We start from the raw sequence: 20641 nt of genomic DNA, 5'->3' as shown, positions 1-20641 counted from the left end.
TTGCTGCCGGGAATCAGAACTGCGATTGCAGGTAATTCTCCAGGCCAATCAACTTGATCAGGCCCAACTGCTTTTCCAGCCAGTAGGTGTGATCTTCTTCGGTATCATTCAACTGCACCCGCAGGATTTCCCGAGTGACAAAGTCGCTGTGCTGTTCACAGAGCTCGATGCCTTTGCAAAGCGCGGCACGGACCTTGTACTCGAGGCGCAGGTCGGCGGCGAGCATGTCAGGGACCGTGGTGCCCACATCCAGGTCATCCGGACGCATGCGCGGCGTGCCTTCGAGCATGAGGATACGGCGCATCAGTGCGTCGGCGTGCTGTGCCTCTTCTTCCATTTCGTGGTTGATACGCTCGTAGAGCTCGGTAAAGCCCCAGTCTTCGTACATGCGCGAATGGATGAAATATTGGTCACGAGCCGCCAGTTCGCCCGTCAGCAACGTGTTGAGGTAATCGATTACGTCGGGGTGACCTTGCATCGCCCTACATCTCCCTGCTTGAAAGTCTGTAGTTTGAACCATGATGACTCGAAGGTCACGGGACCAACGGCAGAAAAGTGAAGATTTTCCGAGAAAAGTAGCGGATTTAACGCAAAAACCGCCCAAATGAGGGCGGTTCTGCTTATCGTTTAGAGTCAGCTAAGCGATACACCCAACGCCTTTGCGATTGCTTCTCCATAAGCAGGATCAGCCTTGTAGAAGTGTTGCAGCTGGCGCTGAACCACGTCGCTGGAAACGCCACCCATTGCGCCGGCAATGTTGTTGGTGAGCAACGCTTTCTGCTCATCGCTCATCAGGCGGAACAGCGCACCTGCGTGACTGTAGTAATCAGTGTCCTCTCTGTGATCGTAGCGGTCAGCCGCGCCATTAAGTGCCAGTGCAGGCTCTGCATACTGTGGCGCTTGCTTCGGTGCATCGGCGTAGCTGTTCGGCTCGTAATTAGGCGCCGCACCACCGTTACTGCCGAATGCCATCGAGCCATCACGCTGGTAGCTGTTTACTGGGCTACGTGGGGCGTTCACCGGCAGTTGCTGGTGATTGGTACCAACGCGGTAGCGGTGGGCATCTGCGTAGGCGAATACACGACCTTGCAGCATGCGGTCTGGCGACAGGCCTACGCCTGGAACCATATTGCTCGGACCGAATGCGGCTTGCTCCACTTCAGCAAAGTAGTTCTGCGGGTTGCGGTTCAACTCCAGTTCGCCGACTTCGATCAAAGGGAATTCCTTCTGCGACCAGGTTTTGGTCACATCGAAAGGATTCTCGTAATGAGCGTTGGCCTGGGCCTCGGTCATGATCTGGATGCACACGCGCCATTTCGGGAAGTCACCGCGCTCGATCGCATCAAAGAGATCGCGCTGGGCGTAATCAGGGTCAGTACCGGCCAAACGCGCAGCTTCGGCCGGTGCCAGGTTCTTGATGCCCTGTTTGGTTTTGTAGTGCCACTTGACCCAGTGACGCTCGCCCTTGGCGTTGATCAGGCTATAGGTGTGGCTGCCAAAACCGTGCATATGGCGGTAGCCATCGGGAATGCCACGGTCGGAAAACAGAATGGTGACCTGGTGCAACGCCTCAGGGGAGTGAGACCAGAAGTCCCACATCATTTGCGCGCTTTTCAGGTTGCTTTGCGGCAAGCGCTTCTGGGTATGGATGAAGTCAGGAAACTTCAATGGATCGCGAATGAAGAACACAGGGGTGTTGTTACCCACGATGTCCCAGTTGCCTTCTTCGGTGTAGAACTTAAGGGCGAAGCCGCGTGGGTCGCGCTCGGTATCAGCCGAACCGCGCTCACCACCTACCGTAGAAAAGCGCAGGAAGGTCGGCGTCTGCTTGCCGACGGACTCGAACAACTTAGCACTGGTGTATTGGGTAATGTCTTTGGTGACTGTGAAAGTGCCATAGGCACCCGAGCCTTTGGCGTGTACACGGCGCTCAGGGATGTTTTCACGGTTGAAGTGAGCGAGCTTCTCAATCAGGTGAAAATCGTCGAGGAGCAACGGGCCGCGCGGGCCTGCGGAACGGGAATTCTGGTTGTCCGCAACGGGAGCACCGCTGGCGGTCGTAAGGATTTTATTCTGGCTCATGCTCAATTTCCCTCAGGTCGGACTTGGAACTGCCGGCTAATCGGCTTGCAGGGAGTATTGATCATCAACATGACGCCTACAAATTCATTAAATTGTAGGCTTCGATAGAAAATAACTACCAAACTCCCCTCGTGCCATAGTGCCAAGCACAATCGACGGAAGCTTGTACAAATCGCGCTTTTCTTACTCGCACAAAAAACCGGGCACTAGGCCCGGTTCTTCGTTACAGCTTGTCGTCTTACTCGGCGCTTACAGCTTCGCCAGCAGTAGCACGATCAACCAACTCGACGTACGCCATAGGCGCGTTGTCGCCAGCGCGGAAACCGCACTTGAGGATGCGCAGGTAGCCACCCTCACGGGTAGCGTAACGCTTGCCCAGGTCGTTGAAGAGCTTACCAACGATAGCTTTCGAACGAGTACGGTCGAAAGCCAGACGGCGGTTAGCCAGGCTGTCCGTCTTGGCCAAAGTAATCAGCGGCTCAGCAACGCGACGCAGTTCTTTAGCTTTCGGCAGTGTAGTTTTGATCAGCTCGTGCTCGAACAGCGACACCGCCATGTTTTGGAACATGGCCTTGCGGTGCGAGCTGGTACGGCTCAGGTGACGACCACTTTTACGATGACGCATGGTTCATTCCTTACCAAACTCACGTTCGGTGATTACGACGATCAGGCAGTCGCCTTGTCGTCCTTCTTAAGACTTGCAGGCGGCCAGTTGTCGAGGCGCATGCCGAGGGACAGACCGCGGGAGGCCAGAACGTCCTTGATTTCAGTCAAGGATTTCTTGCCCAGGTTCGGAGTCTTCAACAGTTCTACTTCGGTACGCTGAATCAGGTCGCCGATGTAGTAAATGTTTTCCGCCTTAAGGCAGTTAGCCGAACGTACAGTCAGTTCCAGATCGTCAACCGGGCGAAGCAGGATCGGATCGATCTCGTCTTCCTGCTCGATTACCACTGGTTCGCTGTCACCCTTGAGGTCGACGAACGCAGCCAACTGCTGTTGCAGGATGGTTGCAGCGCGGCGGATAGCCTCTTCAGGATCCAGAGTACCGTTGGTTTCCAGATCAATAACCAGCTTGTCCAGGTTAGTACGCTGCTCGACACGGGCGTTTTCCACCACGTATGCGATGCGGCGAACCGGGCTGAACGAAGAGTCAAGCTGCAAGCGACCAATGCTGCGGCTTTCGTCTTCATCGCTCTGACGCGAGTCGGCCGGTTCATAACCACGACCACGAGCTACGGTGAGCTTCATGTTCAGAGCGCCGTTAGACGCCAGGTTAGCGATTACGTGATCGGGGTTAACGATCTCGACATCATGATCCAGCTGAATATCGGCAGCGGTAACCACCCCCGAACCCTTCTTCGACAAGGTCAGCGTAACTTCGTCACGGCCGTGCAGCTTGATAGCCAGACCTTTAAGGTTCAACAGGATTTCAATTACGTCTTCCTGTACACCTTCGATGGCGCTGTACTCGTGGAGCACACCGTCAATCTCGGCCTCGACTACTGCACAGCCGGGCATTGAGGACAACAGGATGCGGCGCAGCGCGTTGCCCAGGGTGTGGCCAAAACCACGCTCGAGAGGCTCGAGAGTGATCTTAGCGCGGGTTGGACTGACAACCTGCACATCAATGTGGCGGGGTGTCAGGAACTCATTTACCGAAATCTGCATGGATGCACCTATTTTCTAGCCCTTACTTGGAGTAGAGCTCGACAATCAGGCTTTCGTTGATGTCGGCGGACAGATCACTGCGAGCAGGAACGTTCTTGAAAACGCCCGACTTCTTCTCAGTGTCTACTTCTACCCATTCTACGCGGCCACGTTGGGCACACAGATCGAGAGCTTGGACAATGCGAAGTTGGTTTTTTGCTTTCTCGCGAACTGCGACCACGTCACCAGCACGAACCTGGTAGGACGGAACGTTTACGGTCTGACCGTTAACGCTGATCGACTTGTGCGATACCAGCTGACGGGATTCGGCACGAGTCGAACCAAAGCCCATACGGTATACAACGTTGTCCAGACGGCATTCGAGCAGTTGCAGCAGGTTTTCACCGGTTGCACCTTTCTTGCCAGCAGCTTCTTTGTAGTAGCCGCTGAACTGACGCTCGAGAACGCCGTAGATACGACGGACCTTCTGCTTTTCACGCAGTTGGGTGCCGTAGTCGGACTGGCGACCGCGGCGTTGGCCGTGGATACCAGGTGCTGCTTCGATGTTGCACTTCGATTCGATCGCGCGCACGCCGCTCTTCAGGAAGAGATCGGTGCCTTCGCGACGAGCGAGTTTGCATTTTGGACCAATGTAACGAGCCATTCTTTACAATCTCCTGGATTACACGCGGCGCTTCTTCGGCGGACGGCACCCGTTGTGCGGGATTGGCGTCACGTCGGTGATGCTGGCGATCTTATAGCCACAGCCGTTCAAAGCACGGACAGCAGACTCACGACCTGGACCTGGACCTTTGACGTTAACGTCGAGGTTTTTCAGGCCGTATTCCAGCGCAGCTTGACCAGCACGTTCAGCAGCTACTTGAGCAGCAAACGGGGTGGACTTGCGGGAACCGCGGAAACCCGAACCACCGGAGGTAGCCCAAGAAAGCGCGTTACCTTGACGGTCGGTGATGGTCACGATGGTGTTGTTAAAAGAAGCATGGATGTGGGCGATGCCATCAACCACTGTCTTTTTAACTTTTTTACGAGGACGAGCAGCAGGTTTTGCCATGATAATTTTCCTGTCGATTCGCTGGGGCGATTACTTGCGGATCGGCTTACGCGGACCTTTACGGGTACGCGCGTTAGTCTTGGTACGCTGACCGCGTACTGGAAGACCACGACGATGACGCAGACCGCGATAGCAACCGAGGTCCATCAAACGCTTGATTTTCATGTTGATTTCGCGACGCAGGTCACCTTCAGTGGTGAACTTCGCCACTTCGCCACGCAGCTGTTCAATCTGCTCGTCGCTCAGATCCTTGATCTTAGCGGCTGGATTTACACCAGCGACTGCGCAAATTTTCTGCGCAGTAGTGCGACCAACACCATAGATGTAGGTCAGCGAGATAACAGTGTGCTTGTTATCTGGAATGTTAACGCCTGCAATACGGGCCATTCAGTGGGACTCCAATTGACAGCTACCTACGCCCCGGAAGCCAAGAAATAGGGCGCGAGATAATATCGCTGTAATAACAAATAATCAACCCGGCAGCGCACTAGCTGCCGGGCTTCAAGCGGATCACACTCAGCCTTGGCGCTGTTTGTGACGCGGTTCCGCGCTGCAAATTACTCGAACAACACCTTCGCGGCGAATAATCTTGCAGTTACGGCACAGCTTTTTCACCGATGCACGAACTTTCATCACCAACTCCTCGAACCTTATGGGGTACTCAGCGCAACATGCCGCTGCCGTAGCCCTTCAGGTTGGCTTTCTTCATCAGGGATTCGTACTGGTGCGAAACGAGGTGCGATTGTACTTGGGACATGAAGTCCATCACAACCACGACCACGATCAGCAACGAGGTCCCGCCAAGGTAGAACGGAACGTTTGCTGCAACCACCAGGAACTGGGGCAACAAGCACACGGCCGTCATATATAGAGCACCGAACAGGGTCAAACGAGTCAGAACGCCATCAATGTAGCGCGCAGACTGCTCACCTGGACGGATGCCCGGAATAAAGGCACCGGACTTCTTCAGGTTTTCCGCTACGTCTTTCGGATTGAACATCAACGCCGTATAGAAGAAGCAGAAGAAAATAATCCCTGCACTAAACAGCAGAATATTCAACGGCTGACCAGGAGCGATCGACTGAGAGAGGTCCTGCAGCCAGCCCATATTTTCAGACTGACCAAACCAGGTACCCAACGAAGCCGGAAACAGCAAAATGCTGCTCGCGAAAATTGCCGGAATAACGCCGGCCATATTCACTTTCAGCGGCAAGTGGCTGGTCTGCGCAGCAAAAACCTTACGGCCCTGCTGACGCTTGGCGTAGTGAACAGCAATACGACGCTGACCACGCTCAATGAACACCACAAAACCGATAATCGCTACTGCCAGCAAACCGATGGCAACCAAGGCAAAGATATTGATATCACCCTGACGTGCAGACTCGAAAGACTGCCCAATCGCTCTCGGAAGACCGGCGACGATACCTGCGAAAATCAACATCGAGATACCGTTGCCAACACCACGCTCAGTAATCTGCTCACCCAGCCACATCATGAACATCGCACCAGCCACAAACGTGGATACCGCGACGAAATGGAAGCCAAAGTCACCAGTGAACGCAACACCCTGCCCGGCTAGGCCAACGGACATGCCGATAGCTTGAACCAGGGCGAGGATGACAGTGCCGTAGCGGGTGTACTGGCTAATCTTGCGACGGCCAGCTTCACCTTCCTTCTTCAACTGTTCCAGCTGCGGACTGACGGCGGTCATCAGCTGCATGATGATCGATGCCGAGATGTACGGCATGATCCCCAGTGCAAAGATGCTCATCCGCTCCAGCGCACCGCCGGAAAACATGTTGAACAAGCTAAGAATGGTCCCCTCATTCTGTCGAAACAGGTCTGCGAGTCGGTCCGGGTTGATACCTGGAACCGGGATGTGTGCGCCTATTCGGTAGACGATAATCGCCAGGAACAGAAAACGCAGACGAGCCCAAAGTTCAGACATACCGCCTTTGCCGAGCGCTGAGAGAGCACCTTGCTTAGCCATTTATTCCTCGAACTTGCCGCCAGCTGCTTCGATAGCCGAACGCGCACCTTTGGTGGCGCCGATTCCCTTGCCGATAGTGACAGCGCGTGTCACTTCACCGGACAGCATGATTTTCACACGCTGTACGTTGACGTTGATCACGTTGGCATCTTTCAGGGTCTGCACAGTAACGATGTCGCCTTCCACTTTAGCCAGCTCGGACAGACGCACTTCTGCGCGATCCATGGCTTTCAGGGATACGAAACCGAACTTAGGCAGGCGACGATGCAGCGGCTGTTGACCGCCTTCAAAGCCTGGAGCGATGGTGCCACCGGAGCGGGAGGTTTGACCTTTGTGGCCACGGCCACCAGTCTTACCCAAACCGCTACCGATACCACGGCCCGGACGATGCTTTTCGCGACGGGAACCCGGCGCTGGACTCAGATCATTGAGTTTCATCGATTAACCCTCTACACGCAGCATGTAGTAAGCCTTGTTGATCATCCCGCGATTCTCGGGAGTATCCTGGACTTCTACAGTGTGACCGATGCGACGCAGACCCAGACCTTTAACGCACAGTTTGTGGTTAGGGATACGGCCGGTCATGCTTTTGATCAGCGTTACTTTAACGGTAGCCATGATCAGAAGATCTCCTTGACATTCAGACCACGCTTGGCAGCGATGGACTCAGGAGATTGCATAGCTTTCAAACCTTTGAAAGTGGCGTGAACCACGTTTACCGGGTTAGTCGAGCCGTAGCACTTGGCCAGAACGTTCTGAACGCCAGCAACTTCGAGGACAGCACGCATAGCGCCGCCAGCGATGATACCGGTACCTTCAGAAGCAGGCTGCATGTACACCTTCGAAGCGCCATGGGCGGACTTCATTGCGTACTGCAGCGTGGTGCCGTTCAGATCAACTTGGATCATGTTGCGACGAGCAGCTTCCATTGCTTTCTGGATTGCAGCAGGCACTTCACGTGACTTGCCACGGCCGAAGCCAACACGCCCTTTACCATCACCTACCACGGTCAACGCGGTGAAAGTGAAGATACGGCCGCCTTTAACGGTTTTGGCTACGCGGTTAACTTGAACCAGCTTCTCAATGTAGCCTTCGTCGCGCTTTTGGTCGTTATTTGACATAACTTAGAACTCCAGCCCAGCTTCACGAGCAGCATCAGCCAGCGCTTTCACGCGACCGTGGTACTTGAAGCCAGAGCGGTCGAAAGCCACTTGCGAGACGCCAGCGGCCTTAGCACGCGTAGCGACCAGCTGGCCAACCTTTGTGGCCGCGTCGATGTTGCCGGTGGCACCATCACGCAGTTCTTTATCCAAAGTCGAGGCGCTTGCCAGGACTTTGTTGCCGTCGGCCGAGATGACCTGGGCGTAGATGTGCTGCGACGAGCGGAACACGCAGAGACGCACGACTTCGAGTTCGTGCATTTTCAGGCGTGCTTTGCGAGCGCGACGCAGTCGAGTAACTTTTTTGTCGGTCATTTGCTATGCCCTACTTCTTCTTGGCTTCTTTACGACGGACGACTTCGTCCGCGTAGCGCACACCTTTGCCTTTGTACGGCTCTGGTGGACGGAAGTCGCGGATCTCAGCGGCCACTTGACCTACCAGCTGCTTGTCGATGCCCTTGATCAGGATATCGGTCTGGCTAGGGGTCTCAGCAGTGATGCCCGCTGGCAGTTCGTAATCCACAGGGTGCGAGAAGCCAAGGGCCAGGTTCAAAACCGTGCCTTTTGCTTGCGCTTTGTAACCAACACCGACCAGCTGGAGCTTACGCTCGAAGCCTTGGCTTACGCCTTGGACCATGTTGTTTACCAACGCACGCGTGGTACCGGCCATTGCGCGAGTTTGTTGATCGCCATTGCGAGCAGCAAAACGCAGCTCACCCGCTTCTTCAACGATCTCAACGGACGAATGGATGTTCAGTTCAAGAGTACCCTTGGCACCCTTCACCGAAAGCTGTTGGCCTGCGAATTTAACTTCGACACCGGCTGGCAGCTTAACGGGGTTCTTAGCGACGCGAGACATGCTTATCCCCCCTTAGAACACAGTGCAAAGAACTTCGCCGCCGACACCGGCAGCGCGCGCAGCACGATCCGTCATCACACCTTTGTTGGTGGAGACGATAGACACGCCCAGACCGCCACGAACTTTCGGCAGATCTTCAGCGGACTTGTACTGACGCAGGCCTGGACGGCTAACGCGCTTCACTTCCTCGATGACCGAACGGCCTTCGAAGTACTTCAGCTCGATGGACAGCAGTGCTTTTACATCGCTGCTGATCTGATAACCCGCAATGTAGCCTTCGTCTTTCAGGACTTTGGCAACAGCAACCTTCAACTTGGAAGATGGCATGCTTACGACGGACTTTTCAGCCATCTGGGCATTACGGATACGAGTTAGCATGTCCGCTAACGGGTCCTGCATACTCATGGGCTAGACGCTCCTAATACAAAAAAATTAGCCTTGCGGCTACATATGTCGCCGAGAATCTCCGGGTAAAACACACGGGCTCAGGCGAGCCGCGTATTTTAGACACACTCCAGAAATGAAACAAGCCCCAAAAGGGGCTTGTTCCAGATTCAAGGTCACCGGCGGTCAGTATCTTGCGAAATCGACCACCTGGACGTTGAAAGTACTTACCAGCTGGCTTTAACCAGACCAGGTACGTCACCACGCATTGCCGCTTCACGCAGTTTGTTACGGCCGAGGCCGAACTTGCGGTAAACGCCGTGTGGACGACCAGTCAGGCGGCAGCGGTTACGCATGCGCGAAGCGCTTGCATCACGTGGCTGCTTCTGCAGAGCAACTGTAGCTTCCCAACGCGCTTCTGGACTTGCGTTCAGATCAACGATGATTGCTTTCAGTGCTGCACGCTTCTTGGCGTACTTGGCAACCGTGAGCTGACGTTTCAGCTCGCGGTTTTTCATGCTCATCTTGGCCATGGTCCTACTCCAATCAGTTGCGGAACGGGAATTTGAAAGCACGCAACAGGGCGCGACCTTCATCATCGTTCTTGGCAGTGGTGGTCAGGGTGATGTCCAGACCGCGGAGAGCATCGATCTTGTCGTAGTCGATTTCCGGGAAGATGATCTGCTCTTTCACGCCCATGCTGTAGTTACCACGACCATCGAAGGACTTGGCATTCAGGCCGCGGAAGTCGCGAACCCGAGGCAGGGAGATCGACAGCAGACGATCCAGGAATTCGTACATACGCTCACGGCGCAGGGTCACTTTGACGCCGATCGGCCAACCTTCACGGACTTTAAAGCCAGCGATGGATTTCCGAGCGTAAGTCACAACGACTTTCTGGCCGGTGATCTTTTCCAGGTCAGCAACAGCGTGCTCGATGACTTTTTTGTCACCGATCGCTTCGCCCAAACCCATGTTCAGGGTGATTTTGGTAACGCGCGGAACTTCCATCACGTTCCCAAGCTTAAGTTCTTCCTTAAGCTTAGGGGCGATTTCCTTCCGGTAAATCTCTTGTAGTCGTGCCATGGTCTAATCTACCTAGCAGTGTTCAAGCATCAACCGCTTTTTGGGTCGACTTGAAGACACGAATTTTCTTACCGTCTTCTACTTTGAAACCAACGCGGTCAGCCTTGTTGGTTTCGCCGTTGAAGATGGCGACGTTAGAAGCGTCCAGCGGAGCTTCTTTCTCGACGATACCGCCCTGCACGCCCGACATCGGGTTAGGCTTGGTATGACGCTTGACCAGGTTCAGACCACCGATAACCAGACGGTTATTAGCGAGAACCTTAAGCACCTTACCGCGCTTACCTTTGTCTTTGCCGGCGATCACGATGATCTCGTCGTCACGACGAATCTTTTGCATGTCGGATCTCCTTACAGCACTTCTGGGGCGAGCGAGACGATCTTCATGAACTTCTCAGTACGAAGCTCACGGGTCACTGGCCCAAAGATACGGGTGCCGATCGGCTCTTGCTTGTTGTTCAGAAGAACAGCAGCGTTGCCATCAAAGCGGATAATGGAGCCATCAGCACGACGTACGCCGTGACGAGTGCGGACTACAACAGCAGTCATCACTTGGCCTTTTTTCACCTTACCGCGAGGAATTGCTTCCTTCACGGTAACTTTGATGATGTCACCGATACCAGCGTAACGACGATGGGAGCCACCCAGCACCTTGATGCACATAACACGGCGAGCGCCGCTGTTATCGGCCACATCGAGCATGGATTGAGTCTGAATCATATAATTTCTCCGACCCCTAGTCCTTAGACTTCCACAGCGCGTTCGAGAACATCAACCAGTGCCCAAGACTTGGTCTTGGCCAGCGGACGAGTTTCACGAATAGTGACTTTGTCGCCGATGTGGCACTGATTGGTTTCGTCGTGCGCGTGCAGCTTAGTCGAACGCTTAACATATTTACCGTAGATCGGGTGCTTAACGCGACGCTCGATCAGAACGGTGATGGTTTTGTCCATCTTGTCGCTGACAACACGGCCAGTCAGCGTACGGACAGTTTTTTCGGCTTCAGCCATGATCACTTACCTGCCTGCTGGTTGAGCACAGTCTTCACGCGAGCGATGTCACGCTTAACTTGCGAGAGCAGATGAGACTGCCCCAACTGGCCAGTTGCTTTCTGCATACGCAGATTGAACTGGTCGCGCAGCAGGCCGAGCAGTTGCTCGTTCAGCTGCTGTGCGGATTTTTCACGAAGTTCATTCGCTTTCATCACATCACCGTCCGTTTAACAAAGGAGGTGGCGAGCGGCAGCTTTGCAGCAGCCAGGGCGAAAGCCTCACGCGCCAGCTCTTCAGAAACACCCTCGATTTCATACAGGACTTTGCCTGGCTGAATCTGGGCTACCCAGTACTCCACGTTACCCTTACCTTTACCCATCCGAACCTCGAGAGGTTTTTTGGAGATCGGCTTGTCCGGGAATACACGGATCCAGATCTTGCCGCCACGTTTTACGTGACGGGTCAGAGCACGACGCGCTGACTCGATCTGACGAGCGGTGAGACGACCACGAGCTACAGACTTCAGCGCGAACTCGCCGAAGCTGACTTTGCTACCGCGCTGAGCCAGACCACGGTTGTGGCCTGTCATCTGCTTGCGGAACTTCGTACGCTTAGGTTGCAACATTTGGCGTACCCCTTACTTAGCAGCTTTTTTACGAGGCGCTGGTGCTTGTGGTTTCAGTTCTTCTTGGCGACCACCAATTACTTCGCCTTTGAAGATCCAAACCTTTACACCGATCACACCGTAAGTGGTGTGAGCTTCGTAGTTGGCATAGTCGATGTCGGCACGCAGGGTGTGCAGTGGCACACGACCTTCGCGATACCATTCAGTACGTGCGATTTCAGCACCGCCGAGACGACCGCTCACTTGGATTTTGATGCCTTTGGCACCAATGCGCATGGCGTTCTGTACAGCGCGCTTCATAGCGCGACGGAACATTACGCGACGCTCCAGCTGCTGAGCTACGCTCTGCGCAACCAGCATACCGTCGAGCTCCGGCTTGCGGATCTCTTCGATATTGATGTGCACAGGCACACCCATTTGCTTGGTCAGGTCCTGACGCAGTTTCTCAACATCTTCACCTTTCTTCCCGATAACGATACCTGGACGAGCGGTGTGGATGGTGATACGTGCAGTTTGCGCCGGACGATGGATATCGATACGGCTTACGGACGCGCTTTTTAGTTTGTCTTGGAGATACTCACGCACCTTCAGATCAGCGAACAAGTAGTCCGCATAAGTCCGACCGTCTGCGTACCAGACGGAGGTGTGCTCCTTGACGATTCCCAGGCGAATGCCAATGGGATGTACTTTCTGACCCATCTCTTCGACTCCGTTACTTGTCAGCAACCTTGACAGTGATATGGCAAGACCGCTTGACGATGCGATCAGCACGGCCTTTGGCACGTGGCATGATGCGCTTCAGCGAACGCCCTTCGTTGACGAAAACGGTGCTGACCTTCAGGTCATCAACGTCTGCGCCTTCGTTATGCTCGGCGTTGGCTACGGCCGACTCCAGCACTTTCTTCATGATCTCGGCGGCTTTCTTACTGCTGAAAGCCAACAGGTTGAGCGCTTCGCCCACCTTCTTCCCGCGGATCTGGTCGGCGACCAAGCGGGCTTTCTGGGCGGAGATTCGAGCGCCCGACAACTTAGCGGCTACTTCCATTTCCTTACCCCTTAACGCTTGGCTTTCTTGTCTGCCACGTGCCCACGATAAGTGCGGGTACCGGCAAACTCGCCTAGTTTGTGGCCGACCATGTCTTCGTTCACGAGAACTGGGACGTGCAAGCGACCGTTGTGTACAGCGATGGTCAGACCGACCATTTGTGGCAGGATCATCGAACGACGCGACCAGGTCTTAACTGGTTTGCGATCGTTCTTTTCCGCCGCCACTTCGATCTTCTTCAGTAGGTGAAGATCAATAAAAGGACCTTTTTTCAGAGAACGTGGCACTGTCGTATCCCTCTATTTACTTGCGACGACGGACGATCATTTTGTCGGTACGCTTATTACCACGAGTCTTCGCGCCCTTAGTCGGGAAGCCCCATGGCGATACCGGATGACGACCACCAGAGGTACGACCTTCACCACCACCGTGTGGGTGGTCAACCGGGTTCATGGCAACACCACGAACGGTTGGGCGAACGCCACGCCAGCGTTTGGCACCAGCTTTACCCAGCGAACGCAGGCTGTGCTCGGAGTTCGAGACTTCGCCCAGGGTCGCGCGGCATTCAGCCAGCACTTTACGCATCTCACCAGAACGCAGACGCAGGGTCACGTAGACACCTTCACGAGCGATCAGCTGAGCCGAAGCACCAGCGGAACGAGCGATTTGCGCGCCTTTACCTGGCTTCAATTCGATGCCGTGTACGGTGCTACCAACTGGAATGTTGCGCAGTTGCAGAGCGTTGCCCGGCTTGATCGGTGCCAGGGCACCTGCGATCAGCTGGTCGCCAGCGCTCACGCCTTTAGGGGCGATGATGTAGCGACGCTCGCCATCTGCGTACAACAGCAGAGCGATGTGAGCAGTACGGTTTGGATCGTATTCGATGCGCTCGACAGTGGCAGCGATGCCATCTTTGTCGTTGCGACGGAAGTCGACCAGACGATAATGCTGCTTATGGCCACCACCTATGTGACGAGTGGTAATGCGACCATTGTTGTTACGACCACCAGACTTCGATTTTTTCTCGAGCAGCGGTGCGTGAGGAGCGCCTTTATGCAGCTCCTGGTTGACCACCTTGACCACAAAACGGCGGCCAGGGGAAGTCGGTTTGCATTTAACGATTGCCATGATGCACCCCTTCCTTACTCAGCACTGCTGCTGAAATCGAGATCTTGGCCTGGCTGAAGGGAGATAACTGCCTTCTTCCAGTCATTACGCTTGCCCAGACCGCGAGCAGTGCGCTTGCTCTTACCCAGAACATTCAGGGTAGTAACACGCTCTACTTTCACGCTGAACAGGCTTTCGACGGCCTTCTTGATTTCCAGCTTGGTTGCGTCAGTTGCAACCTTGAAAACGAACTGGCCTTTCTTGTCAGCCAGAACCGTAGCCTTTTCGGAAACGTGCGGGCCAAGCAGAACTTTAAATACGCGTTCCTGGTTCATCCCAGCAGCTCCTCGAATTTCTTCACGGCCGACACGGTGATCAACACCTTGTCGTATGCGATCAGACTAACTGGATCGGAACCTTGCACGTCACGTACATCAACGTGTGGCAGGTTGCGAGCAGCCAGGTACAGGTTCTGATCAACAGCTTCCGACACGATCAAAACGTCGGTCAGGCTCATGTTGTTCAGTTTGCCCAGCAGATCTTTGGTTTTCGGGCTTTCAACAGCGAAGTCCTGAACCACGACCAGACGGTCAGTACGCACGAGTTCAGCAAGGATGGAGCGCAGAGCTGCGCGGTACATCTTCTTGTTGAGCTTCTGCGAGTGATCCTGCGGACGAGCTGCGAAAGTGGTACCGCCGCCACGCCAGATTGGGCTACGGATAGTACCGGCACGAGCACGGCCAGTACCTTTCTGACGCCAAGGGCGCTTACCGCCACCACGTACGTCGGAACGGGTCTTTTGCTGCTTGCTACCTTGACGGCCGCCGGCCATGTAGGCCACGACTGCTTGGTGAACCAGCGTCTCGTTGAATTCGCCGCCAAATGTCAGTTCGGAAACTTCGATCGCTTGAGCGTCATTTACATTTAATTGCATGTCAGCTTCCCCTTAACCGCGAGCCTTGGCCGCTGGACGTACAACCAGGTTGCCGCCAGTAGCGCCAGGAACAGCACCCTTGACCAACAACAGATTGCGTTCAGCGTCGACGCGCACTACTTCGAGGGACTGCACGGTCACGCGCTCAGCGCCCATATGACCGGACATTTTTTTGCCCTTGAATACACGACCAGGAGTCTGGCACTGGCCAATAGAGCCCGGGACGCGGTGGGAAACGGAGTTACCGTGAGTGTTGTCTTGTCCACGGAAATTCCAACGCTTGATCGTACCCTGGAAGCCTTTACCTTTGGACTGACCGGTTACATCAACCAGTTGACCAGCAGCGAAGATTTCAGCGTTGATCAGATCGCCAGCCTGGTAGTCGCCGTCTTCAAGACGGAACTCCATAACGGTGCGACCAGCTGCAACGTTTGCTTTAGCGAAGTGGCCTGCTTGAGCAGCAGTCACACGCGAAGCACGACGCTCGCCGACAGTGACTTGCACTGCACGATAGCCATCGGTTTCTTCAGTTTTGAACTGGGTGACGCGATTCGGCTCGATCTCAATGACCGTGACCGGAATGGAGACACCTTCTTCGGTGAAAATACGGGTCATACCGCATTTACGACCGACTACACCAATAGTCATGTTGTAAACCTCATGAGTGTACGGGGCTTTCACCCGCTATGGCCGCCCATTTCAGAGCGTTACACGACTAAGACCCGAGTCTTAGCCGAGGCTGATCTGTACTTCCACACCGGCCGCCAGATCGAGCTTCATAAGTGCATCAACGGTTTTATCCGTTGGCTGGACGATGTCCAGTACGCGCTTATGAGTACGGATCTCGTACTGGTCACGCGCGTCTTTGTTGACGTGCGGGGAGACCAGAACGGTGAACCGCTCTTTACGGGTAGGCAGTGGAATTGGACCACGCACTTGAGCACCAGTACGTTTCGCGGTTTCCACGATTTCCTGGGTGGATTGGTCGATCAGGCGATGGTCAAAAGCCTTCAACCTGATACGGATTTGCTGATTTTGCATTGGATTTCAGACTCCGGCTGCTATTCCCACCGGGCGCAATGCGCCCGTTAAAAGGAGGCGCAATTCTATAGACGCCCCCGATGGGTGTCAACCCAATAAAAAGGCCCCCGCTAAGCGGGGGCCTTCTCAAAAAAACCGAGCTATCTCAGAAGAGATAATTACTCGATGATTTTAGCTACAACGCCAGCACCAACGGTACGGCCGCCTTCACGGATAGCGAAGCGCAGACCGTCTTCCATTGCGATGGTTTTGATCAGGGTAACAGTCATTTGAATGTTATCGCCTGGCATTACCATTTCAACGCCTTCTGGCAGTTCGCAGTTACCGGTCACGTCAGTAGTACGGAAGTAGAACTGTGGACGGTAGCCTTTGAAGAACGGAGTGTGACGACCGCCTTCTTCCTTGCTCAGAACGTAAACTTCTGCGGTGAACTTGGTGTGAGGCTTAACCGAACCTGGTTTAACCAGAACCTGGCCACGCTCAACGTCGTCACGCTTGGTACCACGCAGCAGAACGCCGCAGTTCTCGCCAGCACGACCTTCGTCGAGCAGCTTACGGAACATTTCAACACCGGTGCAGGTGGTGACGGTAGTGTCACGCAGACCAACGATTTCCAGTGGATCTTGAACGCGAACGATACCGCGCTCGATACGACCAGTCACAACAGTACCGCGACCGGAGATCGAGAATACGTCTTCGATTGGCATCAGGAACGGCTTGTCGGTCAGACGAACTGGTTCTGGGATGTAGCTGTCCAGAGTCTCAACCAGTTTACGAACGGCAGTGGTGCCCATTTCGTTGTCGTCTTTGCCTTCCAGAGCCATACGAGCAGAACCGATGATGATCGGAGTGTCGTCACCTGGGAAGTCGTAAGTGCTCAGCAGATCGCGCACTTCCATCTCAACCAGTTCCAGCAGCTCAGCGTCGTCTACCAGGTCAGCCTTGTTCAGGAAAACCACGATGTACGGAACGCCTACCTGACGGGACAGCAGGATGTGTTCACGGGTTTGTGGCATCGGACCATCAGCGGCCGAGCAAACCAGGATCGCGCCGTCCATCTGGGCAGCACCAGTGATCATGTTCTTCACGTAGTCAGCGTGACCTGGGCAGTCAACGTGAGCGTAGTGACGAATAGTCGAGTTGTACTCAACGTGAGCGGTGTTGATGGTGATACCACGAGCTTTTTCTTCTGGTGCGCTGTCGATCTTGTCGAAGTCAACACGAGCCGAACCGAAAACTTCGGAGCAGACGCGAGTCAGAGCAGCGGTCAGAGTGGTTTTACCGTGGTCAACGTGGCCGATGGTGCCAACGTTTACGTGCGGTAGGGAACGATCAAATTTTTCTTTAGCCACGACAATTAACTCCTTGCCTAAAGGACTGAATCAGCCTTGTTTTTTGGATACAGTTTCAGCGATGTGCGCCGGAGCTGTGTTGTATTTTTTGAATTCCATAGAGTAGCTTGCGCGACCCTGGGACATGGAGCGAACGTCGGTCGCGTAACCGAACATCTCACCCAACGGAACCTCGGCGCGAATCACTTTGCCGGAAACCGTGTCTTCCATACCCAAGATCATGCCGCGACGACGGTTAAGGTCGCCCATGACATCACCCATATAGTCTTCAGGTGTAACAACTTCTACCGCCATGATTGGCTCAAGCAACTCACCACCGCCCTTCTGGGCCAGTTGCTTGGTTGCCATGGAAGCAGCCACCTTAAACGCCATCTCGTTGGAGTCGACGTCGTGGTAAGAACCGTCAAAAACGGTTGCTTTCAGGCCGATCAGCGGATAGCCGGCAACAACACCGTTCTTCATCTGCTCTTCGATACCCTTCTGGATAGCAGGGATGTATTCCTTAGGAACCACACCACCTACCACTTCGTTCACGAATTGCAGACCTTCCTGACCTTCGTCAGCAGGAGCAAAACGGATCCAGCAGTGACCGAACTGACCACGACCGCCGGACTGACGAACGAACTTGCCTTCGATTTCACAGTTCTTCGTGATGCGCTCACGATAGGAAACCTGAGGCTTACCGATGTTGGCTTCGACGTTGAACTCACGGCGCATCCGGTCAACCAGGATGTCCAGGTGCAGCTCGCCCATGCCGGAGATGATCGTTTGACCAGTCTCTTCATCAGTCTTGACGCGGAAAGATGGATCTTCCTGAGCAAGCTTGCCCAGAGCGATACCCATTTTTTCCTGGTCATCCTTGGTCTTAGGCTCTACGGCAACCGAAATAACCGGCTCCGGGAAGTCCATGCGAACCAGGATGATTGGCTTGGCAGCGTCGCACAAAGTCTCGCCCGTGGTGACGTCCTTCATGCCGATCAGGGCCGCGATGTCACCAGCGCGTACTTCCTTGATCTCTTCACGGGCGTTTGCGTGCATTTGCACCATACGACCCACGCGCTCTTTCTTGCCTTTAACCGAGTTGATCACGCCGTCGCCGGAGGCCAACACGCCCGAGTAAACGCGGACGAAGGTCAAAGTACCCACGAATGGGTCGGTTGCGATCTTGAACGCCAGAGCCGAGAACGGCTCGCTGTCATCGGCGTGACGCTCCATTTCTTCTTCCTCGTTATCAGGGTTAGTACCCTTGATAGCAGGAATGTCGGTTGGAGCCGGCAGGTAGTCGATAACGGCGTCGAGAACCAGGGGAACACCCTTGTTCTTGAAGGAAGAACCACAAACAGCCAGGACGATCTCACCAGCGATAGTACGCTGACGCAGAGCAGCCTTGATTTCCACGTTGGTGAGCTCTTCACCCTCGAGGTACTTGTTCATCAGCTCTTCGCTGGCTTCGGCCGCAGCCTCAACCATGTTGTTGCGCCACTCGTCAGCCAGTTCCTGCAGTTCTGCAGGGATAGGCTTGCGAACAGGCACCATGCCTTTGTCGGAGTCATTCCAGTAAACCGCTTCCATATTGATCAGATCGATCTGACCCTGGAAGTTGTCTTCGGAACCGATAGCCAACTGGATTGGCACCGGGGTGTGACCCAGACGCTGTTTGATCTGACCGATCACGCGAAGGAAGTTGGCTCCAGCACGGTCCATCTTGTTTACGTAAACAAGACGTGGAACGCCGTATTTGTTGGCTTGACGCCATACGGTTTCCGACTGAGGCTCAACACCCGAAGTACCGCAGAACACAACGACAGCACCGTCGAGTACACGCAGGGAACGCTCAACTTCAATGGTGAAGTCTACGTGGCCTGGGGTATCGATTACGTTGAAGCGATGCTCGTCTTTGTACTGCTTCTCGGAACCTTTCCAGAAGGCGGTAATAGCAGCAGAAGTAATGGTAATACCACGCTCCTGCTCCTGAACCATCCAGTCTGTGGTCGCGGCGCCGTCATGCACCTCGCCCATTTTGTGACTTTTGCCGGTGTAAAACAGTACGCGCTCGGTGGTGGTGGTTTTACCAGCATCCACGTGAGCAACGATACCGATGTTACGGTAGCGGCTAATCGGAGTAGTACGAGCCATAAAGCCCTCGCAAAATTAGTGAAGCTAAGATTAGAAGCGGTAGTGCGAGAAAGCTTTGTTAGCTTCAGCCATACGGTGCACGTCTTCACGCTTCTTAACAGCAGCACCTTTACCTTCAGCAGCGTCCAACAGCTCGCCGGCCAAACGCAGAGCCATAGACTTCTCGCCGCGCTTACGGGCGAAGTCTACCAACCAGCGCATTGCCAGAGCGTTACGACGGGACGGACGAACTTCGACCGGAACCTGGTAAGTAGCACCGCCTACACGGCGCGACTTCACTTCGACCAGCGGAGCGATGGCGTCGAGAGCTTTCTCGAAGATTTCCAGGGGGTCGCTGTTCTTGCGTTCTTTAACCTTTTCCAGCGCGCCATAAACGATACGCTCGGCAACGGCTTTCTTGCCGCTCTCCATCACGTGGTTCATGAACTTGGCCAGAATTTGGCTTCCGTATTTTGGATCGTCAAGCACTTCGCGCTTGGCTGCTACGCGTCTTCTTGGCATGGATAAGCCCTCAAACGGTCTTCAGGTTCGCTCGGAATCGGTGCCCTTTCGGGACGCCTCCGACCTTACTCTTATCGACTCAGAAAATAAGATGATTCAGTGTTACAAAAAGCCGCTACTACTTAGGCTTCTTGGTACCGTACTTCGAACGACCCTGGTTACGACCTTTAACGCCGGAAGTATCCAAGGAGCCGCGAACGGTGTGATAACGAACACCTGGCAAGTCTTTTACACGACCGCCGCGGATCAGTACCACGCTGTGCTCTTGCAGGTTGTGACCTTCACCACCGATGTACGAGGAAACCTCGAAACCGTTGGTCAGGCGCACACGGCATACTTTACGCAGTGCCGAGTTAGGTTTTTTCGGCGTAGTGGTATACACGCGAGTGCATACGCCACGACGTTGCGGGCAGTTCTGCAGCGCAGGCACGTCGGATTTCTCGACGATACGCTTACGCGGCTGACGTACCAGCTGGTTGATAGTTGCCATCTACTAGCTCCACTGTTGTCTTGCGACGCTATTGTCTTGCAAGAAAAGCAAAATGGCAGGAACGAATTCCCGCCAAATTTAGGGGTACAAGAGTCTAAAGAGGATCTTGCCCCCAGTCAAGGCAAGGCCCCGACATCCCCT

Annotated in this window: 34 protein-coding genes; all 34 read right to left on the bottom strand. The window is 54.5% G+C overall.

Translation table 11 applies throughout. The features are described 5' to 3' along the window. Positions 1 to 13 precede the first annotated feature (13 nt). Positions 14 to 478 (bottom strand): bacterioferritin, encoded by a 465-nt coding sequence (bfr, locus tag BM026_RS18160; RefSeq protein ID WP_033900044.1) that lies wholly within the window; start codon positions 476 to 478, stop codon positions 14 to 16. A gap of 155 nt (positions 479 to 633) precedes the next feature. After that, entirely contained in the window at positions 634 to 2082 is a 1449-nt protein-coding gene (locus BM026_RS18155; protein WP_092250512.1) for a catalase, read from the bottom strand. A 238-nt stretch (positions 2083 to 2320) separates the two neighbouring features. Further along, entirely contained in the window at positions 2321 to 2707 is a 387-nt protein-coding gene (gene rplQ, locus BM026_RS18150; RefSeq protein WP_003176402.1) for a 50S ribosomal protein L17, read from the bottom strand. 41 nt (positions 2708 to 2748) lie between these two features. After that, positions 2749 to 3750, bottom strand: a complete 1002-nt coding sequence (gene rpoA / locus BM026_RS18145; RefSeq protein WP_003176403.1) for a DNA-directed RNA polymerase subunit alpha — start codon at positions 3748 to 3750, stop codon at positions 2749 to 2751. A gap of 22 nt (positions 3751 to 3772) precedes the next feature. Continuing rightward, positions 3773 to 4393 carry a 30S ribosomal protein S4 gene (gene rpsD / locus BM026_RS18140; RefSeq protein ID WP_003176404.1) on the bottom strand — a complete coding sequence of 207 codons (621 nt, stop codon included), beginning with the start codon at positions 4391 to 4393 and terminating at the stop codon, positions 3773 to 3775. Positions 4394 to 4411: 18 nt separating this feature from the next. Beyond that, positions 4412 to 4801, bottom strand: coding sequence for a 30S ribosomal protein S11 (gene rpsK / locus BM026_RS18135; protein ID WP_002555466.1), 390 nt, complete (start codon positions 4799 to 4801; stop codon positions 4412 to 4414). A 30-nt stretch (positions 4802 to 4831) separates the two neighbouring features. Continuing rightward, positions 4832 to 5188 carry a 30S ribosomal protein S13 gene (gene rpsM, locus BM026_RS18130; RefSeq protein ID WP_003194635.1) on the bottom strand — a complete coding sequence of 119 codons (357 nt, stop codon included), beginning with the start codon at positions 5186 to 5188 and terminating at the stop codon, positions 4832 to 4834. A gap of 129 nt (positions 5189 to 5317) precedes the next feature. After that, positions 5318 to 5434, bottom strand: a complete 117-nt coding sequence (rpmJ, locus tag BM026_RS18125; protein WP_002555468.1) for a 50S ribosomal protein L36 — start codon at positions 5432 to 5434, stop codon at positions 5318 to 5320. 28 nt (positions 5435 to 5462) lie between these two features. Further along, positions 5463 to 6791: a preprotein translocase subunit SecY gene (gene secY / locus BM026_RS18120; RefSeq protein WP_003176406.1), complete on the bottom strand. Its 1329-nt coding sequence runs from the start codon at positions 6789 to 6791 to the stop codon at positions 5463 to 5465. Further along, the gene (gene rplO, locus BM026_RS18115) at positions 6792 to 7229 is read right to left on the bottom strand and encodes a 50S ribosomal protein L15 (protein ID WP_003176407.1); all 438 of its coding nucleotides are present in this window, start codon (positions 7227 to 7229) and stop codon (positions 6792 to 6794) included. It lies immediately after the preceding gene. A 3-nt stretch (positions 7230 to 7232) separates the two neighbouring features. Further along, positions 7233 to 7409, bottom strand: a complete 177-nt coding sequence (gene rpmD, locus BM026_RS18110; protein ID WP_003176408.1) for a 50S ribosomal protein L30 — start codon at positions 7407 to 7409, stop codon at positions 7233 to 7235. A 2-nt stretch (positions 7410 to 7411) separates the two neighbouring features. Next, entirely contained in the window at positions 7412 to 7912 is a 501-nt protein-coding gene (gene rpsE, locus BM026_RS18105) for a 30S ribosomal protein S5 (RefSeq protein WP_093514287.1), read from the bottom strand. Between the two features lie 3 nt (positions 7913 to 7915). Continuing rightward, positions 7916 to 8266: a 50S ribosomal protein L18 gene (gene rplR / locus BM026_RS18100; protein ID WP_003186037.1), complete on the bottom strand. Its 351-nt coding sequence runs from the start codon at positions 8264 to 8266 to the stop codon at positions 7916 to 7918. 10 nt (positions 8267 to 8276) lie between these two features. Beyond that, complete coding sequence (gene rplF / locus BM026_RS18095; protein ID WP_003194640.1) at positions 8277 to 8810, bottom strand: 50S ribosomal protein L6; 534 nt, start codon at positions 8808 to 8810, stop codon at positions 8277 to 8279. A gap of 12 nt (positions 8811 to 8822) precedes the next feature. Then, the gene (rpsH, locus tag BM026_RS18090) at positions 8823 to 9215 is read right to left on the bottom strand and encodes a 30S ribosomal protein S8 (protein WP_010206883.1); all 393 of its coding nucleotides are present in this window, start codon (positions 9213 to 9215) and stop codon (positions 8823 to 8825) included. Positions 9216 to 9421: 206 nt separating this feature from the next. Beyond that, the gene (gene rpsN / locus BM026_RS18085; protein ID WP_003176414.1) at positions 9422 to 9727 is read right to left on the bottom strand and encodes a 30S ribosomal protein S14; all 306 of its coding nucleotides are present in this window, start codon (positions 9725 to 9727) and stop codon (positions 9422 to 9424) included. Positions 9728 to 9740: 13 nt separating this feature from the next. Continuing rightward, positions 9741 to 10280 carry a 50S ribosomal protein L5 gene (rplE, locus tag BM026_RS18080; protein ID WP_003194642.1) on the bottom strand — a complete coding sequence of 180 codons (540 nt, stop codon included), beginning with the start codon at positions 10278 to 10280 and terminating at the stop codon, positions 9741 to 9743. Positions 10281 to 10302: 22 nt separating this feature from the next. Beyond that, positions 10303 to 10617, bottom strand: a complete 315-nt coding sequence (gene rplX / locus BM026_RS18075) for a 50S ribosomal protein L24 (RefSeq protein WP_003176416.1) — start codon at positions 10615 to 10617, stop codon at positions 10303 to 10305. Positions 10618 to 10628: 11 nt separating this feature from the next. Next, entirely contained in the window at positions 10629 to 10997 is a 369-nt protein-coding gene (gene rplN, locus BM026_RS18070; RefSeq protein WP_002555479.1) for a 50S ribosomal protein L14, read from the bottom strand. 23 nt (positions 10998 to 11020) lie between these two features. Beyond that, positions 11021 to 11287, bottom strand: coding sequence for a 30S ribosomal protein S17 (gene rpsQ / locus BM026_RS18065; RefSeq protein ID WP_003176419.1), 267 nt, complete (start codon positions 11285 to 11287; stop codon positions 11021 to 11023). Between the two features lie 2 nt (positions 11288 to 11289). Further along, positions 11290 to 11481, bottom strand: a complete 192-nt coding sequence (gene rpmC, locus BM026_RS18060; RefSeq protein WP_002555481.1) for a 50S ribosomal protein L29 — start codon at positions 11479 to 11481, stop codon at positions 11290 to 11292. Continuing rightward, positions 11481 to 11894 (bottom strand): 50S ribosomal protein L16, encoded by a 414-nt coding sequence (gene rplP, locus BM026_RS18055; protein ID WP_003176421.1) that lies wholly within the window; start codon positions 11892 to 11894, stop codon positions 11481 to 11483. Before rplP ends, rpmC begins: the two co-directional genes overlap by 1 nt. Before the next feature lie 12 nt (positions 11895 to 11906). Continuing rightward, positions 11907 to 12593: a 30S ribosomal protein S3 gene (gene rpsC, locus BM026_RS18050; protein ID WP_003176422.1), complete on the bottom strand. Its 687-nt coding sequence runs from the start codon at positions 12591 to 12593 to the stop codon at positions 11907 to 11909. 13 nt (positions 12594 to 12606) lie between these two features. Next, complete coding sequence (gene rplV, locus BM026_RS18045) at positions 12607 to 12939, bottom strand: 50S ribosomal protein L22 (RefSeq protein ID WP_003103908.1); 333 nt, start codon at positions 12937 to 12939, stop codon at positions 12607 to 12609. 11 nt (positions 12940 to 12950) lie between these two features. Continuing rightward, entirely contained in the window at positions 12951 to 13226 is a 276-nt protein-coding gene (rpsS, locus tag BM026_RS18040; protein ID WP_003232420.1) for a 30S ribosomal protein S19, read from the bottom strand. Between the two features lie 16 nt (positions 13227 to 13242). Continuing rightward, complete coding sequence (gene rplB / locus BM026_RS18035; RefSeq protein WP_003186055.1) at positions 13243 to 14067, bottom strand: 50S ribosomal protein L2; 825 nt, start codon at positions 14065 to 14067, stop codon at positions 13243 to 13245. Between the two features lie 14 nt (positions 14068 to 14081). Further along, entirely contained in the window at positions 14082 to 14381 is a 300-nt protein-coding gene (gene rplW / locus BM026_RS18030) for a 50S ribosomal protein L23 (RefSeq protein ID WP_002555488.1), read from the bottom strand. Then, positions 14378 to 14980, bottom strand: a complete 603-nt coding sequence (rplD, locus tag BM026_RS18025; RefSeq protein ID WP_003176424.1) for a 50S ribosomal protein L4 — start codon at positions 14978 to 14980, stop codon at positions 14378 to 14380. Before rplD ends, rplW begins: the two co-directional genes overlap by 4 nt. A 12-nt stretch (positions 14981 to 14992) precedes the next feature. Beyond that, positions 14993 to 15628: a 50S ribosomal protein L3 gene (rplC, locus tag BM026_RS18020; protein WP_003194649.1), complete on the bottom strand. Its 636-nt coding sequence runs from the start codon at positions 15626 to 15628 to the stop codon at positions 14993 to 14995. 81 nt (positions 15629 to 15709) lie between these two features. Beyond that, the gene (rpsJ, locus tag BM026_RS18015; protein ID WP_003186070.1) at positions 15710 to 16021 is read right to left on the bottom strand and encodes a 30S ribosomal protein S10; all 312 of its coding nucleotides are present in this window, start codon (positions 16019 to 16021) and stop codon (positions 15710 to 15712) included. A 158-nt stretch (positions 16022 to 16179) separates the two neighbouring features. Beyond that, positions 16180 to 17373 (bottom strand): elongation factor Tu, encoded by a 1194-nt coding sequence (gene tuf / locus BM026_RS18010; protein WP_010206920.1) that lies wholly within the window; start codon positions 17371 to 17373, stop codon positions 16180 to 16182. Positions 17374 to 17403: 30 nt separating this feature from the next. Then, positions 17404 to 19509 carry an elongation factor G gene (gene fusA, locus BM026_RS18005; protein WP_010206921.1) on the bottom strand — a complete coding sequence of 702 codons (2106 nt, stop codon included), beginning with the start codon at positions 19507 to 19509 and terminating at the stop codon, positions 17404 to 17406. A gap of 30 nt (positions 19510 to 19539) precedes the next feature. Further along, on the bottom strand, positions 19540 to 20010 hold the full coding sequence (rpsG, locus tag BM026_RS18000; protein ID WP_002555493.1) for a 30S ribosomal protein S7: 471 nt from the start codon (positions 20008 to 20010) through the stop codon (positions 19540 to 19542). 118 nt (positions 20011 to 20128) lie between these two features. Further along, on the bottom strand, positions 20129 to 20500 hold the full coding sequence (gene rpsL / locus BM026_RS17995; RefSeq protein WP_002555494.1) for a 30S ribosomal protein S12: 372 nt from the start codon (positions 20498 to 20500) through the stop codon (positions 20129 to 20131). Positions 20501 to 20641 lie beyond the last annotated feature (141 nt).

The sequence above is a fragment of the Pseudomonas sp. NFPP24 genome (assembly GCF_900112095.1).
In the GTDB taxonomy this organism is placed as follows: domain Bacteria; phylum Pseudomonadota; class Gammaproteobacteria; order Pseudomonadales; family Pseudomonadaceae; genus Aquipseudomonas; species Aquipseudomonas extremorientalis.
This window is presented reverse-complemented; position numbering and strand designations above follow the sequence as displayed.

Bases quoted from the DNA above. Each gene is read 5' to 3' on its own strand.
- bfr (WP_033900044.1), bottom strand. From the start codon at position 478: ATGCAAGGTCACCCCGACGTAATCGATTACCTCAACACGTTGCTGACG.
- BM026_RS18155 (WP_092250512.1), bottom strand. From the start codon at position 2,082: ATGAGCCAGAATAAAATCCTTACGACCGCCAGCGGTGCTCCCGTTGCG.
- rplQ (WP_003176402.1), bottom strand. From the start codon at position 2,707: ATGCGTCATCGTAAAAGTGGTCGTCACCTGAGCCGTACCAGCTCGCAC.
- rpoA (WP_003176403.1), bottom strand. From the start codon at position 3,750: ATGCAGATTTCGGTAAATGAGTTCCTGACACCCCGCCACATTGATGTG.
- rpsD (WP_003176404.1), bottom strand. From the start codon at position 4,393: ATGGCTCGTTACATTGGTCCAAAATGCAAACTCGCTCGTCGCGAAGGC.
- rpsK (WP_002555466.1), bottom strand. From the start codon at position 4,801: ATGGCAAAACCTGCTGCTCGTCCTCGTAAAAAAGTTAAAAAGACAGTG.
- rpsM (WP_003194635.1), bottom strand. From the start codon at position 5,188: ATGGCCCGTATTGCAGGCGTTAACATTCCAGATAACAAGCACACTGTT.
- rpmJ (WP_002555468.1), bottom strand. From the start codon at position 5,434: ATGAAAGTTCGTGCATCGGTGAAAAAGCTGTGCCGTAACTGCAAGATT.
- secY (WP_003176406.1), bottom strand. From the start codon at position 6,791: ATGGCTAAGCAAGGTGCTCTCTCAGCGCTCGGCAAAGGCGGTATGTCT.
- rplO (WP_003176407.1), bottom strand. From the start codon at position 7,229: ATGAAACTCAATGATCTGAGTCCAGCGCCGGGTTCCCGTCGCGAAAAG.
- rpmD (WP_003176408.1), bottom strand. From the start codon at position 7,409: ATGGCTACCGTTAAAGTAACGCTGATCAAAAGCATGACCGGCCGTATC.
- rpsE (WP_093514287.1), bottom strand. From the start codon at position 7,912: ATGTCAAATAACGACCAAAAGCGCGACGAAGGCTACATTGAGAAGCTG.
- rplR (WP_003186037.1), bottom strand. From the start codon at position 8,266: ATGACCGACAAAAAAGTTACTCGACTGCGTCGCGCTCGCAAAGCACGC.
- rplF (WP_003194640.1), bottom strand. From the start codon at position 8,810: ATGTCTCGCGTCGCTAAGAACCCCGTTAAGCTGCCAGCCGGTGTCGAA.
- rpsH (WP_010206883.1), bottom strand. From the start codon at position 9,215: ATGAGTATGCAGGACCCGTTAGCGGACATGCTAACTCGTATCCGTAAT.
- rpsN (WP_003176414.1), bottom strand. From the start codon at position 9,727: ATGGCCAAGATGAGCATGAAAAACCGCGAGCTGAAACGTCAGCTCACG.
- rplE (WP_003194642.1), bottom strand. From the start codon at position 10,280: ATGGCACGACTACAAGAGATTTACCGGAAGGAAATCGCCCCTAAGCTT.
- rplX (WP_003176416.1), bottom strand. From the start codon at position 10,617: ATGCAAAAGATTCGTCGTGACGACGAGATCATCGTGATCGCCGGCAAA.
- rplN (WP_002555479.1), bottom strand. From the start codon at position 10,997: ATGATTCAGACTCAATCCATGCTCGATGTGGCCGATAACAGCGGCGCT.
- rpsQ (WP_003176419.1), bottom strand. From the start codon at position 11,287: ATGGCTGAAGCCGAAAAAACTGTCCGTACGCTGACTGGCCGTGTTGTC.
- rpmC (WP_002555481.1), bottom strand. From the start codon at position 11,481: ATGAAAGCGAATGAACTTCGTGAAAAATCCGCACAGCAGCTGAACGAG.
- rplP (WP_003176421.1), bottom strand. From the start codon at position 11,894: ATGTTGCAACCTAAGCGTACGAAGTTCCGCAAGCAGATGACAGGCCAC.
- rpsC (WP_003176422.1), bottom strand. From the start codon at position 12,593: ATGGGTCAGAAAGTACATCCCATTGGCATTCGCCTGGGAATCGTCAAG.
- rplV (WP_003103908.1), bottom strand. From the start codon at position 12,939: ATGGAAGTAGCCGCTAAGTTGTCGGGCGCTCGAATCTCCGCCCAGAAA.
- rplB (WP_003186055.1), bottom strand. From the start codon at position 14,067: ATGGCAATCGTTAAATGCAAACCGACTTCCCCTGGCCGCCGTTTTGTG.
- rplW (WP_002555488.1), bottom strand. From the start codon at position 14,381: ATGAACCAGGAACGCGTATTTAAAGTTCTGCTTGGCCCGCACGTTTCC.
- rplD (WP_003176424.1), bottom strand. From the start codon at position 14,980: ATGCAATTAAATGTAAATGACGCTCAAGCGATCGAAGTTTCCGAACTG.
- rplC (WP_003194649.1), bottom strand. From the start codon at position 15,628: ATGACTATTGGTGTAGTCGGTCGTAAATGCGGTATGACCCGTATTTTC.
- rpsJ (WP_003186070.1), bottom strand. From the start codon at position 16,021: ATGCAAAATCAGCAAATCCGTATCAGGTTGAAGGCTTTTGACCATCGC.
- fusA (WP_010206921.1), bottom strand. From the start codon at position 19,509: ATGGCTCGTACTACTCCGATTAGCCGCTACCGTAACATCGGTATCGTT.
- rpsG (WP_002555493.1), bottom strand. From the start codon at position 20,010: ATGCCAAGAAGACGCGTAGCAGCCAAGCGCGAAGTGCTTGACGATCCA.
- rpsL (WP_002555494.1), bottom strand. From the start codon at position 20,500: ATGGCAACTATCAACCAGCTGGTACGTCAGCCGCGTAAGCGTATCGTC.